Genomic DNA, 16,645 nt, shown 5'->3' with positions numbered 1-16,645 from the left:
CCGCCTTATCACTACGCTCGGCGGAATCCCGGGCGCGGCAGCAGCAAGCTGGATGCGGAGCTGGCGCGCTGCCTCGGAAGTCTTCTCGATGTGGCGCGCGCCGGGGGTGCCTTGCCGCGTCCCGGCCAGGACCGGGGTCCGACGGCCACACCCGGGCGCCGCGGTGAGCAAGGCGGCCTGGGCGCGCCTTCGCCGGACTCGATGGCGGCCTCGAATCGCTCCATGCGCCGAAGAATCATCGGTCGAGATCCTGAGGGCCGAAACCATTGGCAAACCGATAGCGAATGGTTCAGCAGGCCGCAGAATCAGTGTGCGCGGGGTGGCCCGACCGCCGTGCGCGGGTGCGGAATCGGCCTCTCCAACCCCCGCCGGATGTGTTAACAAATGTAAACCAACTGAGAACCGGTGGTTTCCAAAGCATCACCGGCTAGTCTCCGAAACACCATCCGCAAGCCGCATTTCGGCCGGTCAGGGCGGATCAGCCCTGGTCACATCGATGTCTTCGGCATTTCGCGGCAATCGCGCGGTGACCGCCACGTTGCGTCGACCTCACACCTCACGAGCGCGAAGTGCGGGCTGTGAGAGATTCGTTTGGACGTGCGTCGTGACCTCCTTACAGTCGGTGCATCAGCCCGATTCCACAGCTCGAAGGGGGCGTCGTGGTTAATCCGCGCACTCAGGCTTCCGCGTCCTCCGATTCGGCCGATCGGCAATCCACCGACGCGAGTGACGCACTGCTGCGTCTCGGCAAATATTTCCACCGCGGCGAGGTCTCGGCGGATCAGCGCAGCCTGCACCAGGTGGGCGGGCGCACTGCCGACGAGTTCTATCGGGACCGCTGGTCGCACGACAAGGTGGTGCGCTCCACGCACGGGGTCAACTGCACCGGATCCTGCTCCTGGAAGATCTATGTCAAAGACGGCGTGATCACCTGGGAGTCGCAGCAGACCGACTATCCCTCGGTCGGCGCGGACAAGCCCGAATACGAACCGCGCGGCTGCCCACGCGGTGCGTCCTTCTCCTGGTACACCTACTCCCCCGCGCGGGTGCGCTATCCATATGTGCGCGGAGTACTGCTCGAGCTGTACCGCGAGGCCAAGGAGCGGCTCAAGGATCCGGTACTCGCCTGGGAATCCATTGTCGAGGATCCGGAAAAGGCCAAGCGCTACAAGTCTTCTCGCGGTAGGGGTGGATTCGTGCGCGCGGAATGGTGGGAGGCCGCCGAAATCGCGGCCGCCGCGCACGTGCACACGATCAAGAAGTACGGGCCCGACCGGGTGGCCGGGTTCTCCCCCATTCCGGCCATGTCGATGGTCAGCCATGCCGTCGGCGCACGGTTCATTTCGATGCTCGGCGGCTCGATGCTGTCGTTCTACGACTGGTACGCCGACCTGCCGGTGGCCTCCCCGCAGGTATTCGGCGACCAGACCGATGTGCCGGAATCGGCCGACTGGTTCGACGCGGGATACCTCATCATGTGGGGTTCGAATGTCCCGGTGACCCGAACCCCCGACGCGCACTACATGACCGAGGCGCGCTATCGCGGCCAGAAGGTCGTCGTGGTCTCACCCGACTATGCGGACAACACCAAATTCGCCGACGAATGGGTGCCCGCGCGACCGGGAACCGATGCGGCCCTTGCCATGTCGATGGGGCACGTCATTCTCAAGGAGTTCTTCGTCGAGCGCAGCACCGCGCGGTTCCTCGACTACGTCAAGCGCTACACCGACCTGCCGTTCCTGGTGTGCCTCGACGACCCGGAGGGCTGGGATGCCAATGGCAACTACCACCACGACGGTGCGCTGCCGGGCAAATTCCTCACCGCCGCCGATCTCGGCCACACCGATGAGACCGCCGAGCACAAGATGGTGCTGCTCGATGCCGCGGGCAATCCGGTGGTGCCCAACGGTTCGCTCGGTCATCGCTTCACCGCGGGCGATGCGGGCAAGTGGAACCTGGATCTCGAGGGCGTCGATCCGCTGCTGACCCTGCACGACCGCGCCGACCAGCGCCCGGTCGCGGTGCAGCTGCCGCGCTTCGATACCGATACCGCGGGCGTGCTGGTGCGCGGCGTGCCGACGATCACCGTCGCGGGTAAGCGGGTCACCACGGTATTCGATCTGCTACTCGCGCAGTACGGCGTGGGACGCGACGGGCTGCCCGGCACCTGGCCGACCGGCTACGACGACGCTTCGGAGCCGTACACCCCGGCCTGGCAGGAGGCCATTACCGGCGTACCCGCCGCGCAAGCGCAGCGGATCGCCCGCGAATTCGCCGATAACGCCGACAAATCCGGCGGCCGCTCGATGATCCTGATGGGCGCGGGCACCAACCACTGGTTCCACTCCGACCAGATCTACCGCTCCTTTTTCACGCTCACCCTGCTCACCGGCTGCCAGGGTGTGAACGGCGGCGGCTGGGCGCATTACGTCGGCCAGGAGAAGTGCCGTCCGGTAACCGGTTGGTCCACACTGGCTTTCGGGCTGGACTGGCAGCGACCGCCGCGTCAGATGCAGGGCACCGTGTTCTGGTACCTGAGCAACGACCAATGGCGCTACGACCCGTTCACCGCGCAATCCTTCGCGTCCCCAACGGGCACCGGGAAGTTCGCGGGCCGCACCGCCGCGGACAATATCGCGCTGGCAAGTCGCCTCGGCTGGATGCCGAGTTATCCGACCTTCGACCGCAATCCGCTGGATCTGGCGGACGAGGCCGAGGCCGCGGGCAAGTCCGCGCCCGAACATGTGGTGGACGGGCTGAAGTCCGGCGACCTGCGCTTCGCCTGTGAGGATCCCGATGCGCCGGAGAACTTCCCGCGCTGCCTGACCGTGTGGCGGGCGAATCTGCTCGGCTCCTCCGGTAAGGGCAACGAGTACTTCCACAAGCACCTACTCGGCGCGGACTCCAATCTGCAGACCACCGATGCGGCGGGTGTGCGGCCGCAGGAACTGGTCTGGCGCGAGGAGGCGCCGAGCGGAAAGCTGGATCTGCTGCTGTCGCTGGACTTCCGGATGACCAGCACCACGCTGTTCTCCGATATCGTGCTGCCCGCCGCCACCTGGTACGAGAAGCACGATCTGTCCTCCACCGATATGCACCCGTTCGTGCACGCCTTCTCCCCCGCCATCTCCCCGCCGTGGGAGGCCAAGACCGACTTCGAGGCGTTCCACCGGATCGCGCGCGGATTCTCCTGGATGGCCGAGAAGCATCTGGGCAAGCGCAAGGATATCGTCGCGGTACCGCTGCAGCACGATTCGCCGGATGCGCTGGCGCAGGCCGGTGGCCGCGTACTGGACTGGAAAGCCGGTGAGTGCGAGCCGATTCCGGGCAAGACCATGCCGAAGCTCGTCGTGGTCGAGCGGGACTACCCGAAGGTCGCGGAGAAGATGGCCGCGCTCGGACCGCTGATCGATACGCTCGGCGTCACCACCAAGGGCGTCACCACACATCCGGACGAAGAAGTGGCCTACCTCGCTGGGGTGAACGGGACCGTGGTTTCCGGTGTGGCCCAGGGACGTCCGTCACTTGCCAAGGACACCCACGCGGCCGAGGCCATCCTCGCGCTGTCCGGCACCACCAACGGCAGGCTCGCGGTCGAAGGCTTCCGAGCACTGGAGCGGCGCACCGGCACCGAGCTGGCCGATCTCGCCGCCGAGCACGAGGGCAAGCGAATTACCTTCGCGGACACGCAATCTCGGCCGGTGCCGGTGATCACCTCGCCGGAGTGGTCGGGTAGTGAGACCGGCGGACGACGGTATTCGCCGTTCACCATCAATACCGAACGACTCAAGCCATGGCACACCCTGACCGGGCGCCAGCACTTCTACCTCGATCACGATTGGATGGCCGAACTCGGTGAGCAGCTGCCGGTGTTCCGGCCGCCGCTCGATATGAGCGCGCTGTTCAGTGAGCCCGGGGTGGGGGCCGTCGGTGACAACGGCGTCACCGTTCGGTACCTGACCCCGCATTCCAAGTGGTCCATCCACTCGGCCTACCAGGACAACCTGCACATGCTGACGCTCTCGCGCGGTGGGCAGTCGATCTGGATGTCGGATCGCGATGCCGCGAAAATCGGTGTGTCGGACAATGATTGGATCGAGGCGGTCAACCGTAATGGTGTGGTCGTGGCGCGGGCCATCGTCAGCCACCGGATGCCCGAGGGCACGGTGTTCATGTACCACGCCCAGGACCGGGCGGTGGATGTGCCGCGCATCGAGGGTGCGCCGGGCGGATTCGATTGGGGCGCACCGGATAAGCAGCCGGGCAAGGGTAAGCGCGGCGGTATCCACAACGCGCTGACCCGCATCATGATCAAGCCATCGCATCTCATCGGCGGTTATGCGCAGCAGTCCTTCGCGCTGAACTACCACGGCCCCACCGGAAATCAGCGCGACGAAGTCACGACCATTCGACGCCGCTCGCAGGAAGTGGAGTACTGACATGAGCGCGACGAAGTCACACTGCGCCATTGGACGCCGCTCGCAGGAAGTGGAGTACTGACATGCGTGTCATGGCACAGATGGCCATGGTGATGAACCTGGACAAGTGCATCGGGTGTCACACCTGCAGCGTCACCTGCAAGCAGGCGTGGACCAACCGCGGCGGCACCGAGTACATGTGGTTCAACAATGTGGAAACCCGTCCCGGACAGGGTTATCCGCGCCAGTACCAGGACCAGGAGAAGTGGAAGGGCGGCTGGACGCTCAATAAGCGCGGCAAGCTGACTCTCAAATCCGGTTCGCGGCTGAAGCGGCTGCTCAATATCTTCGCCAATCCGGATCTGCCAACGGTCTCGGATTACTACGAGCCGTGGAGCTACGACTACGACAACCTGCTGTCCGCGCCCGCCATGGACACCAGCCCGGTCGCGCGGCCGAAATCGCTGATCACCGGCCAGGATACGAAGATCACCTGGGGCGCCAACTGGGATGACGATCTGGGTTCGGGACCGGAGCAGGTCGGCAAGGACCCGCTGCTGGCCAAGCTGTCGGACCAGGTGAAGCTGGAGTTCGAACAGACCTTCATGTTCTACCTGCCGCGGATCTGCGAGCACTGCCTCAATCCGTCGTGTGTGGCCTCGTGCCCGTCGGGTGCGATCTACAAGCGGTCCGAGGACGGCATTGTGCTCGTCGACCAAGACAAATGCCGTGGCTGGCGACAGTGCGTCAGCGGCTGCCCGTACAAGAAGATCTACTTCAACCACAAGACGGGCAAGGCGGAGAAGTGCACGTTCTGCTACCCGCGCGTGGAAGTCGGCATTCCGACGGTGTGCTCGGAGACCTGCGTCGGGCGGCTGCGCTACATCGGCGTCATGCTCTACGACGCGGATGCCGTGCAGGCGGCGGCCTCGGTCACCGAAACCGAGGACCTGTATCCCTCGCAGCTCGGGGTGTTCCTCAATCCGCATGATCCGCGGGTGATCGCGGAGGCCGAGCGGGCCGGGATCTCGCCGGAGTGGATCGAGGCCGCGCAGAATTCGCCGGTCTACAAATTGATCGTCGATTACCAGATCGCGCTGCCGCTGCATCCGGAATACCGCACCATGCCGATGGTTTGGTATGTGCCGCCGCTGTCGCCGGTGGTGGATGTGCTTTCCGAGACCGGTCACGATGCCGAGGACGCGTCGAATCTGTTCGGCGCCATCGACGCACTGCGCATTCCGGTCGAGTACCTGGCCGAATTGTTCACCGCGGGGGAGATCGGGCCGGTGCGAGCGTCGCTGCAACGGCTGGCGGCCATGCGGTCGTTCATGCGCTCGGTGAATCTCGGTATGGAGCCGGATCCGTCGATCGCGCCGTCGGTGCGGTTGGAGCCGGAGGAGATCGAGGCGATGTACCGGCTGCTGGCCATCGCGAAATACGAACACCGGTACGTGATTCCGCAGGGCGCGACTTCGCAGGCGCACGAACTGGATTCGCTGGCCACCGGATGCAGCCTGGATACCGACGGCGGGCCGGGTATGACGGCATTCGACACGATGGTGGAGAAGTTCCATCTGACCGACGCCAATGGCGCCGCGCCGGAGGAGAAGTCGAATCGGATCAATCTATTGAACTGGGATGGGCGCAGCACCGACGGACTGTTGCCGAGCGCGCGCAATGGCAATGGCGCCAATGGGCACGAGACCAATGGTGCGGCCACGAATGGTGCGGCCACGAATGGTTCGGCCACCAATGGTTCGGGACCGAGCACGAACGGCTCCGGCACACCGACGCCGACCGGAGCGACCCTGACACCCGGAGGCGCATGATGGCACTGCTGAAAGTGCGCCGCAGGCCGGAGCCCGTCGCTCAGCTGTCCGAGCGCGATTGCCGCCTGGTGTGGCGGATCGCCGCGCTGCTGCTCGACTATCCGAGCGAGCAGATGTTGGCGACCGTCGATCAGATCGATGATGCCGCAACGCAATTGCCGGACGTGGTCGGCGGGCCGCTGCTGGAATTCGTCCACCATCTGCGCGCCACCCCGCCGATCACACTGGCCCAGCAGTACGTCGAAACCTTCGATCTGCGCCGCCGATCCAGCATGCACCTGACGTTCTACGCCTACGGCGACACCCGCAAACGCGGTATGGCGCTGCTGCGGTTCAAGCACGCCTACCGGCATGCCGGTGTCGAACTCGGTGACGAGGAGTTGCCCGACCACCTGCCGGTGCTGCTGGAATTCGCCGCGACCGTCGATCCGATCGGTGGTGAACGTCTGCTGGGCGAACACGTCCCGGTGATCGAGCTACTGCGACTTTCCTTGGTGGACAACGGATCCCCATACGCCGGAGTGCTGGCCGCCGTCGTCGCCACCCTGCCGCCGCTGACAACCGCCGACCGGCGTCGCATAGCCGAACTCGCCGCCCAGGGCCCGCCCGACGAAGAGGTCGGATTAGACCCCTTCGCCATGGACCCCTCGCTGTTCGACGGATCGGAAGCCCGCCGATGACCACCGCCTTCTGGATGACGCTGCCCTACGTGGCCTTCACCTCGTTCGTGCTCGGCCACCTGTGGCGCTACCGCAACGACCAGTTCGGCTGGACCACGCGGTCTTCCCAGATCTACGAGAGCCGTCTGCTGCGCCTGGGCAGTCCGCTGTTCCACTTCGGCATGCTCGGTGTGATCGGCGGCCATGTACTCGGCGTGCTGATTCCGGAATCGTGGACCGACGCTGTCGGCATCTCCGAGCACACCTACCATGTGATCGCGGTCGCGGCGGGTTCGGTCGCCGGACTCGCGGTCATCCTCGGTGTCGGCATCCTGCTCTACCGCCGCATCACCGTCCCCGCCGTGCGCAAGGCCACCACCCGCAACGACCAGCTCATGTATGTGCTGCTGGCCGCCGCCCTGATCACCGGTCTGCTCAATACCTGGGGCAGCAATCTGCTATGGGGTACCTACAACTATCGCGAGACCGTATCCCCGTGGTTCCGTAGCCTTTTCACCGTCCATCCCGAGCCCGAGCTGATGGTCGGCACCCCGTGGACCTTCCAGGTGCACGGTCTGGTCGTGCTCACCCTCATCGCCATCTGGCCGTACACCCGCCTGGTCCACATGTTCAGCGCGCCCGTCGGCTACCTGACCCGGCCGTACATCGTGTACCGCGCCAAGGAATCCAACGCCCCGGACAAGCGTCGCTACGCGCGTGCCTGGGATGCCCCCGTCACGCCGGAATCCTGGCGCTGACCCCGAGTTCGGGTCCTCTCACCCGATGCCCCGCAGCCCGTCCGCCCGCATCGGGCGGACGGGCTGTGTTATTTGCCAGCAAACACGCCCGGCGAATACCGAGGACGCGCCACCTGGCGTGATAGGAATTCGACCCATGTACCGGCCTGTGCCCATGGTTCGCTCGCTGCGCTCCCTTACGCGATGCCTGGTTTTCCTGTTCGCGCTCTGCGCCGCGACCATCCCCGTAACCGCCGGAGCCGATCCCGGCTCCCAGATTCTCGACGTCCGGCCATTGGGCGGGCGGCAGTTCGAGGTCGTAGTCCATTCGGCGGCGATGAATCGCCCCATCACACTGTGGATGTCGCATCCCGGTTCCGGTGCGCCCGCACTCTATCTGCTCAATGCGGTCGACGGCGGCGAGGACGGCGGGCCGTGGACAACCCGCACGGATGTCGCGAACTTCTTCGCGGATAAGAACGTCAATGTGATCGTGCCGATGGGTGGACGCGCGAGCTACTACACCGATTGGCTCAACGACGACCCGGTCCTCGGCCGCAATAAATGGACGACCTTCCTGACCCGGGAACTGCCGCCGCTGCTGGAATCGCGTTTCGGGATGACCGGACGCAATGCCATTGCGGGCGTGTCGATGTCGGCGACCTCGGCACTGAATCTGGCCATCAACGCACCCGGCATGTATCAGGCGGTGGGCGCCTACAGCGGCTGCCCGCGCACCAGTGACCCGGCGGGCAATGCCTATGTGCACGCCGAACTCGCGGCCTTCGGCGCGAATGCGGACAACATGTGGGGTGCCCCGGATAATCCGGCCTGGGCCGAAAACGATCCCATGCTGCACGCCGATCGGCTGCGCGGCTTGGCGCTCTACCTCTCGTCGGGCACCGGCGCGCCCGGACCGCACGAAAACCTCGGCGATGGCGGCATCGACGGCAATCCGATCCGCCTGGCCGATCGCATGCTGGTCGGCGGTGTCATGGAGACCGTCATCGATGGCTGCACCCGCCCGTTCGTGGACCGGCTGGCCGCGGCAGGCGTACCCGCCACCCTGAATCTCCGCCCCGGAGGTACCCACGCTTGGGCGTATTGGCAGGACGACGTCCACCAGTCCTGGCCGCTGTTCGCCGCCGCCATCGGCGCATAGCCAACTTGTCGGTGCCCTGGTCGACAATGCGGTATGGCATATGACAAGGTGCTCGCCGATCGGATACGGGAGCTGATCGACCCGACGCCCGAGGTGAGCGAGAAGAAGATGTTCGGCGGTCTCGCCTTCCTGATCAACGGCAATATGGCGGTCGCGGCGAGCTCGAAGGGTGGTCTCCTGGTCCGCGTCGACCCGGCGGAGAGCACCACCCTGCTCGCCCGCGACTACGTCGGCGTGATGGTGATGGGCGGTCGCGAAATGAACAACTGGCTGCGGGTCGACGGCGCGGCCGTCGCCGATGACGAAGCGCTGGATGAATGGGTCGATCGCGGCGTCAGCTACGCGCGCTCGCTTCCGCCGAAGGAGAAATAGCGGTTCAGTGGACCAGGCGGCGGAAGGTGAGTTTGTCGAATTCCCGACCGTATTCGTCCACCGCGACCACATCCATTTCGCTGGCGAAGATGCCGGGGCGGACATCCACGCGCAGGAACGAGTAGTTGCGGAACCGCACCCGCGACCACGGGGCCGCCTCGTCCTGTTTGCCGCCGGACGCGGTCCACACATAGCTGTTCGGGACCGTGGTGTCCGGCAATTCGTTGCCGCGGAAGGTTTCCTGCGAACCGGGTTGGAAGTCGTAGCGTGGACGGCCACCACCGCCGACGGTGTAATAGACCGTGCCGTCGGTGTCGGGGTAGACGATGGAATTGTCCGCGGCGATCCTGGTCGCGGCGCCAGCGCGAATCGGATCCGTGCGTTCGTAGACGTGATTGTGGCCCTGTAGCACCAGATCCACCTGGTACCGGTCGAACAGTCCGGCCCACGCATCGCGCACGCCGCCGTCGCTGGCATGTGAATCGGTGGTCGAGTACGCGCAGTGGTGGAAGAAGCAGACCAGGAAATCGATATCCGGATCCGCGCGATAGGCGGCGAGGGTGCGCTCCACCCAACTCGTCTGCGCCCCACCGGAATACCCGGTATTGGCCTTGATCTCATAGCTGACGTCATTGGCGTCGAGCGAGAGGACAGCGACATTGCCGTAGGTGAACGAATACGCCGATGGGCAGCCCGCCGGGCCGTTGCCGGGAAATTCCAGCCGCGCCAGATGTCCGCCGTAGCCGTGCTGGCCGTAGGTCGCTTCCATATCGTGGTTGCCGGTGGCGAACATCCACGGTGTCTCGGCGGCACTGCGTTCGATGGCCCCGAAGTAGACATCCCAGACGTAGGGGTTGTATTTGTCGAAACCGGAGCGGAGCTTCGCGCCGTCGGCGACGAATTCGTTCGGTTTCCCCCCGCCGGACGGATCGGCGTAGGCGATATCACCGGCCAGAATGTGGAAATCCGGTTTGGCGGCGGCGATTTGGCGCAGCACATTGCTCGCGTGTGGAGCGTTCGGATCGTTGTCGGACTTGTAGTACTTGTCGTCGTAATCGCCGGGCACGGTGCCCTGCGGCAGCGCAGGGGTCTCGTCGGTGCCCTGATCACCCATCATGGTGAACCGGAACGGCAGGATCGCACTGCGCGAACTCGCCATCGCGGGTGCGGCCGCGCGGATATCGCCGGTGAATCCGTCAGAGGTGCGCCAGCGATAGAAATGCGGTACGCGCCCGGGTAGGCCGTCGACCGGGGCGTGCACGTAGAACTGTTCGGCCGCGAGGACGCCGCCGTCCGCGGAGGGGACCTGGGTCAGCAGGTTGCGCACCTCGGCCTCGACGGTGCCGCCGAGCGCGGGCGTCGGGCCGTGGTCGAGGAAGACCTTGGTACCGGCCGGTGGCCGGGAGAGCTGACCGGCGAACCGGAGTTGACTCGTCGAATCCGGTCCGTATCCGACGCGTCGACCGCCGACCGCGAGCTGCGCGTCCTCGGCGTAGGCGCGCCTGCCGAACGGCGCGGTTCCCACTGCGGCGACCGCGGCGGCCGCCGCGGTACCGCGCAACACATTGCGCCGGGAAACAGCGTGTCGCCGTAGGTAGTTCCGATGCCACTCGTGCTGCTCGGCCATGGTCATATGGGCGGCCTGGGCGGCGGGGATTCCGGTATCCGGCAGATCGCCAGCGGGGTTCATCGGATTCGACGGCACGGAGACCGATGCTCTACGGCTCCGGCCCATCACGCAACTCGACACCGCTTCCCAGTCACGAACAATTCGTGAACTCTGGATCGAGTCCATGCTTCGCGACACCGACAGATGCGGCAATTCGCGCAAAACGAACGAATGCCCCAGCAGCAGTGGCGATCTCGGCAAGGCCGACCCTTGTTCTCACCGCGTCTTCGCAGCTACGCTGCCGCGATGATGCCATTTACCCGTGCGGCCGTCACAGTGGCCCTCTTGGGTGGTTCAGCCTTCGGCGCGGCCACTGCCGACGCGACGCCAGGTACCGACATCACGGCGGTCACCCTCGCCCAGACCCAGATCCCGGCCGGGCTGCTGCCGTTCGTCGCGGGCACCGATCTCGTCGTCCGGGAAATCACCATCGCCCCAGGCGGTTCCACCGGCTGGCACTATCACGACGGACCGGTCTTCGGCTTCGTCCGCTCGGGCACCCTCACCCATCCCGGCCCCGACTGTGTGGCTCCGGTCTTCCACGCCGGCGATTTCATCTACGAACCCGAGGGCGCCTGGAACGTGCACATCGGCCGCAATCTCGGCCCCGACCCGCTCGTTCTCGACGTCGTCTACGCCCCGCCCACCGGCAAGCCGCTCTTCGAAGACGCCGACGCCCCCGACTGCGCGTAGTCAGCCCGGCGTCCGCTGCCGCACCAGCGGCAGGTACACCTCGTCGACGATTTCGATGAGCACATCATCGGGGGCGGCGGCGGGGACCCCGCGCGGCACGAATTCGTTGCGCAACAATACGATTGCCACTGTGGCGACCCGTGGATGCAGGGCCTCGGGTGCGGCCTCACCGCGGGCGACCGCGCGGCCGCGACCTTGTCCATGGTCAGTCCGGCGTATCCGGATTCGGTCAGTTCCGCTGCTGCGGCGCGCAGAATCGCCTCCTCGAGCGCTAAGCCGCGCCGCCGCGTTTGCCCGGTTTGTTCCACGCCCGCCCTTTCCGTTCCGCTGGAGCTCGAACCCGAGGAAGTGCTTGCGCTGTTCGCCGACTACTACCGAGAGCACTGAAACTGTGACGGCATGGCAGTAGACCGCAGCGCCGCTGCCGCGCAGATCTCGTATCGCCGGGCACGAATTGTCGTGAAAGTTGTTGCGCGGCGGCATAGTCTATGCGCGGCACCAGGCCGACCACCGGCCGCTGGGAGTAGACTTCAGTGCCGATGAGCGCGTGACACCGGGTCGGAAATACGCTGGCGGGTGTGATCGAGATCGGTTCGAGGGCACGCATTCTGCCGGCACCCCCGCTTGTCGTCTGGGAATCGCTCACGGAGCCTCGTCGGCCGTCGGCTCGGCCGTGGCTCAATTTGCTGCCCGACGAAGTTGAACCCAACGTTCTGGAGGCGGAGAAACCCCACAAAGTCGTGTGGTCATCGCTTTGGCCGAGCAGACCCAGGGATCGGTTGCACTTCGAACTAACGGCCGCCCGGGCCTCAGAGACCTCGCTGAAGTTTACTTTGCTCACCCCGGACGATCCCCCTGACCAGAGCAAGACCGGACACCTTCGGCGGCGGCTCAACCAACTGCTCTTCGCGGATCTTCGCCGCTCTTACGGCGGGTGATCCGCGGCAACGCCTTACAATGACACCGGCCGCAGATCGCTTGCCTGCCAAAGTATCCGGCTTGACGCACTTATGCCGCTGATCACGCGATCGTATCTTCGCACTGTAAGTCGGATGTGTGCATCAACCGGCGATCTTGAATAGTATTGGACCACAATAGCTTTGATGTCCAGCCACGATCAGGGGCAGCGTATGAGTGCGGTCTTGGGAAGTGTCGTGGCCGTAGTCGGCACGCTGCTCGGCTCGTTCACCACCTATCGGTTTCAACGACGCAGCGCCCTTAGGGTCGAAAATCTGGCGCGGTCCGAGCGGCTCCGGCAGGAACGCATGGCCGCATACAGCGAGTGCGCGGGAGCGCTGGCAGACCTGAGGCGCGGGCAGGTGACACTCTGGCTGCGAAAACGTGATTCGCGCGCTACCGCACCGGCATATGCGGAAGCGGATCGGCTCGGTAGTGCTGCGCACGCCGCGAGACTTCGGCTCGAGTTGGTGTCCGCTCGTCCCGAGCCCTTGGTAGACGCGGCGTTCACGCGAGTGCATGCCTTGATAGAGGCGGAGACCGAAACGGATCTCAGAGCGAGGGAAGCTGCATTCGAAACGGCCGTGTCTGCCTTCATCCAGGATGCCGCGGCGCGCCTTCTGGCTGATTCGGCGCCCGACATGCAGAGCCGCTGAACATCCTCGCTATCGCATGCCGTGCCGCCAGCCTTGCTACCCGGCACGATCCAGTCGTTGCGTTCGATCTCGGCGTTGAGCACGCCCGGCAGCCAGCTCGAGCCGCCGGCAGGCTCGGACTCGGACTGTTTGCCGCTCATGTCGAGCAGCGACGACCGGATGGCCCGCATCCGAGCCGGCCGGTAGACTCGAACATAAGTTCGAATCGAGGGGCTGGGAATGCGGGCATTACGTCGAGCCGAGATTGCCGGGTTGCTGGCCAGCGATATCGTCGCGCACCTGGCCACGATCGACGCGGCCGGATATCCGCATGTCACGCCGATATGGTTCCTGTGGGATCAGCGGGCTTTTCGGCTGACCAGTTGGGCGGGGCGGCCGCACTTGCGGCGGATTCTGGCGAATCCGCGGGTCGGGTTGGTAATCGATCGGGAGGTGGTGGGTTCACGGGACGGCGGGCAGCGGCCGAATCGGCAGGTGCGGGTGATCGGGGATGCCGAACTGACCATCGATGCGGATGGTGTGTGGACACAGCGCATCTGGGAGAAGTACGGCAGTGGGCCGGTGCTGGGTGAGGTGGAGCGCGCGCGGGTGCTGATCACGATCACTCCCGACCGCTTCATCGCCGTCGCGAGCGTCTGACCTGCACGAAAAATTTCTTCAGAAAATTTCGCGGAGATACGTCGAAGACGTCGGGGCAGCTCCGACCGAAGGGTGACAGCAGGTCATAACCAACCCAAGGAGCCACCATGTCGGTCAACACTTTCCTCTGGTTCGACAACGACGCCGAGGAAGCCGCCGCCCGCTACACCGCGCTGATCCCCAACTCTCGCATCGTGGATGTCAATCGCCACCCCGATGGCTCGGCGTTCATCGTCTCGATCGAACTCGACGGTCACCCGTACACCCTGATGAACGGCGGTCCCGGGCATCCGTTCACGGATGCCGCATCGATACAGGTGATCGTGGATACCCAGGACGAGGTCGATCGCCTGTGGGACGCCCTGATCGATGGCGGTGCGCCCGGCCCGTGCGGCTGGCTCACCGACCGCTACGGCCTGTCCTGGCAGGTCGTCCCCGCGGCCCTGCTCACCCTCATGGACGGTGCGAACCCCACCAAGACCGGCGCCGCCGCCGCGGCGCTGCAGTCCATGTCCAAGCTCGATATCAAGGTTCTGCAGGACGCGTACGACAACGCCTGAAACCGAGCAGCCCGTCTGATAGCCGGGCACCGACGGGGTGCCCGGCTACGACAACGGGGTAGCGAACTCTGGTACGCCACCATCTTGCGGGGCACTGGTCACGGCGCATTACCCAAGAACATCGGTTGATCTACTACGTGACAGATACCGAAATCGTTGTGGTGCAAGTCGGTTCACACTACGAAGATTGACGGTTGCGCGACAAGGCCTCGTCGAGTGGCTGGGCGGTGTCACAGCATGGACGGGCGAGGTCAACGTGCCGAAACCACCTCCGCGAAGACATCGTCGAGGTTGCTCGCGGTGAGTCCGAAGGTCTCCCGGGTGGTGCTGTCGTCCACGGTGAACTCGCGATGCGACATGTGGTAAGTCTCGAACAATTCGGCCCAGAACGGGTCGGTGTGGCCGAGCAGGGTCAGTTCGCGGTCCGTCATCACCTCGAGCCGCGGCTTCGGGGCATCCGCTGTTGCGGCGAAGCGTTCGGCGGCCGCACGCAGGGTGCTGGTGGTGGTCGGGGCGAGCCAGGCACGCCCCCAAGCGTTTTCGCTGCGCGCGACCGCGACGAGTGCGGCAGCCGCGTCACCGATCGCGGTGTAGGAGTGTGGCAGATCCAGATCCTGCGGAACCAGAGCGAGTTGGCCCGCAATCACTTTCGGCTGCACCAGCAGCGAGAACAGCGATACCGCGCCGCGGCCGAGGAATTGGCCCGCCCTTACCTCGGTGACTCGCACCCGGCCGGCATCGTGCGCCGCCTTGGCATCGAGCCACATCCGCGCGCGCACCCGCCCCTTGGATCCGGTAGCAGCCAGCGGCGTGTCGTCGGTGACCGCACCGTCCACCGGGCCGTAGCCGTACAGATTGCCGAGCATCACGTAGTTCGCACCGGACTGCTCCGCGGCCGACAGGATGGCGCCGAACAGTGGCGGTACCGCCTCCGGCCAGGTGTGATAGGCGGGCATCGCGGTATTGAATACGGTGTCCGCGCCCTTGACGAGATCGGTGAGCGCGGTCGCGTCCACGGCATCGCTTGCGATCAGCTCGATATCGGGATGCTGCGGGCCGGTGCCACTGCGGCTGATCATCCGCACCTGGTCGCCGGATTCGGCCAACCGGACCGCGGTTGCCGAGGCGGTGGCGCCCCGGCCGATGATGACATGCGAAGGCATGCTAATTCCCTTCTGAGACAAGGCATTTCACGTGATCTGAGCTGGTTGCCGATCGCGTGCCATCAACATTGCCCGGCGCGGGAGCGTTAGACTAGTGGCCGGTTAGCCATCTATCCCAAGGATCCAGCCATGAAGACCGTGGCCGTTGTCGCCGTCGCGCCGGTGAAGCCCTTCGAACTCGCCATGCCCGGAACCATGCTCGGCACGGTGACGGTGGACGGCGAGCCGTGTTACCGGATGGTGGTGTGCACCGCCGAACCCGGCGTGGTACCCGGTGCGCTGGGCGGTTTCGATGTCGTGGTGCCGCGCGGACTGGATGCGCTCGACGAGGCGGATACCGTCATCGTGCCGAGCACCGGCAGTCGTGGCACCGCCGATGCGGCCACCATCGCGGCACTGCGCAGGGCCGTCGACCAAGGCAAGCGCGTCACCTCGATCTGCAGCGGCGCATTCGTATTGGCCCAGGCCGGGTTATTGTCCGGACGCACCGCCACCACACACTGGGGTCTGGCCGACGAACTCGCCGCGATGTTCCCGGACGTGACCGTGCGCTCCGACGCACTGTTCATCGAGGACGGACCGGTGACCACCGCCGCGGGCGCCGCCGCCGGAATCGACCTGTGCCTGCACCTGATTCGCACGGACTACGGTGCGACGGTCGCCAATGCCGCGGCCCGCGCCGCCGTCGTAACCCCCGTACGCCCCGGCGGCCAAGCCCAATTCGTCGACTCGCCACTGCCGCCCGAGAACGGCCTCACCCTCTCGGCCACCCGTACCTGGGCCCTGGAACGCCTCGACACTCCCCTATCCCTGGATGAGCTCGCCACCCACGCCCGCACCAGCGTGCGCACCCTCACCCGCCGCTTCCACGAGGAAACCGGCCTCAGCCCGCAGAAATGGCTACTGCACCAACGCATTCAGCGCGCCCGCGAACTCCTCGAATCCACCACCCTGCCGATGGACCAGGTGGCCCGCCACAGCGGCATCGGCTCCGCGGAATCGCTGCGCCAGCACATGATCCGCCACGTAGGCCTCCCCCCGAGCGCCTACCGCGCCTCTTTCACCCGCACCCCGTCGTCGGCAAGCTGATCCGCAATCAAGTATCGGCGAGTGGTAGATCCGCGAAGA

16 protein-coding genes are annotated in these 16,645 nt (G+C 65.5%); 13 read left to right on the top strand and 3 right to left on the bottom strand.

Annotation, left to right across the window (positions count from 1 at the left end; all coding sequences use genetic code 11):
* Positions 1 to 659 precede the first annotated feature (659 nt).
* From ACQP1T_RS08235 to ACQP1T_RS08210, 6 genes are all read left to right on the top strand, one after another.
* The gene (locus ACQP1T_RS08235) at positions 660 to 4,439 is read left to right on the top strand and encodes a nitrate reductase subunit alpha (protein ID WP_433759346.1); all 3,780 of its coding nucleotides are present in this window, start codon (positions 660 to 662) and stop codon (positions 4,437 to 4,439) included.
* Positions 4,440 to 4,501: 62 nt separating this feature from the next.
* Positions 4,502 to 6,250 (top strand): nitrate reductase subunit beta, encoded by a 1,749-nt coding sequence (narH, locus tag ACQP1T_RS08230; protein ID WP_433759345.1) that lies wholly within the window; start codon positions 4,502 to 4,504, stop codon positions 6,248 to 6,250.
* Complete coding sequence (gene narJ, locus ACQP1T_RS08225) at positions 6,250 to 6,930, top strand: nitrate reductase molybdenum cofactor assembly chaperone (RefSeq protein WP_433762085.1); 681 nt, start codon at positions 6,250 to 6,252, stop codon at positions 6,928 to 6,930. Before narH ends, narJ begins: the two co-directional genes overlap by 1 nt.
* Positions 6,927 to 7,667: a respiratory nitrate reductase subunit gamma gene (gene narI / locus ACQP1T_RS08220; protein WP_433759344.1), complete on the top strand. Its 741-nt coding sequence runs from the start codon at positions 6,927 to 6,929 to the stop codon at positions 7,665 to 7,667. Before narJ ends, narI begins: the two co-directional genes overlap by 4 nt.
* A 136-nt stretch (positions 7,668 to 7,803) precedes the next feature.
* Positions 7,804 to 8,808 (top strand): alpha/beta hydrolase, encoded by a 1,005-nt coding sequence (locus ACQP1T_RS08215; protein WP_433759343.1) that lies wholly within the window; start codon positions 7,804 to 7,806, stop codon positions 8,806 to 8,808.
* 33 nt (positions 8,809 to 8,841) lie between these two features.
* Entirely contained in the window at positions 8,842 to 9,180 is a 339-nt protein-coding gene (locus ACQP1T_RS08210; protein WP_433759342.1) for a TfoX/Sxy family protein, read from the top strand.
* Positions 9,181 to 9,184: 4 nt separating this feature from the next.
* Here ACQP1T_RS08210 and ACQP1T_RS08205 read toward each other — a convergent pair whose 3' ends face one another.
* A complete protein-coding gene (locus ACQP1T_RS08205) occupies positions 9,185 to 10,885 on the bottom strand; it encodes a metallophosphoesterase (RefSeq protein WP_433759341.1) in 1,701 nt (566 codons plus the stop codon).
* A 213-nt stretch (positions 10,886 to 11,098) separates the two neighbouring features.
* Here ACQP1T_RS08205 and ACQP1T_RS08200 point away from each other — a divergent pair, with 213 nt between their 5' ends.
* A complete protein-coding gene (locus tag ACQP1T_RS08200) occupies positions 11,099 to 11,542 on the top strand; it encodes a cupin domain-containing protein (protein ID WP_433762083.1) in 444 nt (147 codons plus the stop codon).
* Here the strand turns inward: ACQP1T_RS08200 and ACQP1T_RS08195 are convergent, their stop codons facing one another.
* Positions 11,543 to 11,671 (bottom strand): hypothetical protein, encoded by a 129-nt coding sequence (locus ACQP1T_RS08195; RefSeq protein ID WP_433759340.1) that lies wholly within the window; start codon positions 11,669 to 11,671, stop codon positions 11,543 to 11,545. It abuts the gene before it with no gap.
* A gap of 15 nt (positions 11,672 to 11,686) precedes the next feature.
* Here ACQP1T_RS08195 and ACQP1T_RS08190 point away from each other — a divergent pair, with 15 nt between their 5' ends.
* From ACQP1T_RS08190 to ACQP1T_RS08170, 5 genes are all read left to right on the top strand, one after another.
* Positions 11,687 to 11,929: a hypothetical protein gene (locus ACQP1T_RS08190; protein WP_433759339.1), complete on the top strand. Its 243-nt coding sequence runs from the start codon at positions 11,687 to 11,689 to the stop codon at positions 11,927 to 11,929.
* Positions 11,930 to 12,645: 716 nt separating this feature from the next.
* Positions 12,646 to 13,155: a hypothetical protein gene (locus ACQP1T_RS08185; protein ID WP_433759338.1), complete on the top strand. Its 510-nt coding sequence runs from the start codon at positions 12,646 to 12,648 to the stop codon at positions 13,153 to 13,155.
* A gap of 219 nt (positions 13,156 to 13,374) precedes the next feature.
* Positions 13,375 to 13,794 carry a pyridoxamine 5'-phosphate oxidase family protein gene (locus ACQP1T_RS08180; protein WP_433759337.1) on the top strand — a complete coding sequence of 140 codons (420 nt, stop codon included), beginning with the start codon at positions 13,375 to 13,377 and terminating at the stop codon, positions 13,792 to 13,794.
* A gap of 107 nt (positions 13,795 to 13,901) precedes the next feature.
* Positions 13,902 to 14,354, top strand: a complete 453-nt coding sequence (locus ACQP1T_RS08175) for a VOC family protein (protein WP_433759336.1) — start codon at positions 13,902 to 13,904, stop codon at positions 14,352 to 14,354.
* 68 nt (positions 14,355 to 14,422) lie between these two features.
* On the top strand, positions 14,423 to 14,545 hold the full coding sequence (locus ACQP1T_RS08170; protein ID WP_433762081.1) for a type II toxin-antitoxin system YoeB family toxin: 123 nt from the start codon (positions 14,423 to 14,425) through the stop codon (positions 14,543 to 14,545).
* A gap of 60 nt (positions 14,546 to 14,605) precedes the next feature.
* On the opposite strand, the gene ACQP1T_RS08165 is transcribed toward ACQP1T_RS08170, so the two are convergent.
* Positions 14,606 to 15,517, bottom strand: a complete 912-nt coding sequence (locus tag ACQP1T_RS08165; protein ID WP_433759335.1) for an NAD-dependent epimerase/dehydratase family protein — start codon at positions 15,515 to 15,517, stop codon at positions 14,606 to 14,608.
* Positions 15,518 to 15,646: 129 nt separating this feature from the next.
* Between ACQP1T_RS08165 and ACQP1T_RS08160 the strand changes: the two genes are divergently transcribed.
* On the top strand, positions 15,647 to 16,606 hold the full coding sequence (locus ACQP1T_RS08160; RefSeq protein WP_433759334.1) for a GlxA family transcriptional regulator: 960 nt from the start codon (positions 15,647 to 15,649) through the stop codon (positions 16,604 to 16,606).
* Positions 16,607 to 16,645: the final 39 nt, after the last annotated feature.

Source organism: Nocardia sp. CA-135398, from assembly GCF_050955845.1.
Lineage (GTDB): Bacteria > Actinomycetota > Actinomycetes > Mycobacteriales > Mycobacteriaceae > Nocardia.
This window is presented reverse-complemented; position numbering and strand designations above follow the sequence as displayed.